Annotated in this window: 1 pseudogene; it reads right to left on the bottom strand. The window is 50.1% G+C overall.

Features of this window, described 5'->3' with window-relative positions:
* Positions 1-1,145: pseudogene (locus tag GAC_RS05745) on the bottom strand (hypothetical protein); the annotation flags it as partial.

Genomic DNA, 1,145 nt, shown 5'->3' with positions numbered 1-1,145 from the left:
TTTAAGCTTCTTACTAACAGCTAGATCCTCTAGTCCCCTGATCCTCTTTATCTGTCTTCCCAGTTTTGCTATATCTCCACCCTCTAGGAGTGCGTTGATCTTGGCTAGTTTTTTCTCCAGTATCACTAACTCCCAGTCCTTTGTTTCTCCTACACCCAGCGCCACCAGTCCCAGGTCTAGTACTGCTCCAAAGAGCCCTTTGGCTTTTCGCTTCTCAGCCAGCTCCTTAATCAGCTTAAGCTTTTCCTGCTCCAGTACCTTCTTCTGACTTTCCAGACTCTTTCTATCTAGCTTACTTACCTTTGCTACCAGATTCCTCTCTAATGCCACAGTTCTGGTCGTAAGCTGTAATATCTCTTGAACATCTAGCGCTTCATCCTTCTGCTTTTCAGCCAATGCCTTGAGATCCTTAACCTCAGCTAGCATCCTCAGCTGCTCCTCCAGATCCAGTCTTATCTCCTTGAGCATCTGCTCCAGCTCTGGCCCTTCCTTCAGCTCCCTGATCGCTGCTAGTTCTTTTACTGTTTCTCCTAGCTTTTTCCCCAGTTCCTTAAGTCCGGGTGTATTCACCTTCAGCTTCTCCAGCTCCGCCAGCTTTTTCCCCTCTAGCTTCCCTAGCTCTCTCAGTGCTCTTATCTCTTCCCGTGTCAGCCCCTTTCCCTCTAGTTCTTTTGACCCTAACGACGTTACCTTCTCCTGCACCTCCTCCAACTTCTTAGCTTCTAGCTTTCCCAGCTTCCCCTTCACCTCCGCCAGCTTTATCTCTTCTAGCCTGTCCAAGTCTTCCAGTTTCAACTTTCCTACTGCCTGCTCCAGCTCTGACTTCTTTTCCTCCAGCTTTTTCTCGGCCTTCTTCACCTCCTTTATCTCCTCCTTCAGCCCCTTCAGCTTCTCCAACTCTCGCAGTTGTGCCACATCCGCCTCCAGCCGCACCAGCGCCTCCAGCTCCACTCTCAGCCCATCCTTCTCCAGCTGCGACTTTTTCGCTTCCAGCTCCCTCTCCAGCTCCTTCATCGACTCAAGCCGCTGCTTGACCAACTCCAGCTCCGCCAACTTTTCCAGTTTTTCTAATCCCAGCGCACTCTTTAGTTCCCTCTCTATCTCTTCAGCCTTTTTCTGTTCTAACAGCGTCCTAAGCCCCTCTG

This window comes from Anaplasma marginale str. Florida, from assembly GCF_000215485.1.
Taxonomy (GTDB): Bacteria; Pseudomonadota; Alphaproteobacteria; order Rickettsiales; family Anaplasmataceae; genus Anaplasma; species Anaplasma marginale.
Note: the sequence above shows the minus strand (reverse complement) of the source record. Positions and strands in the feature narration are given on the sequence as shown.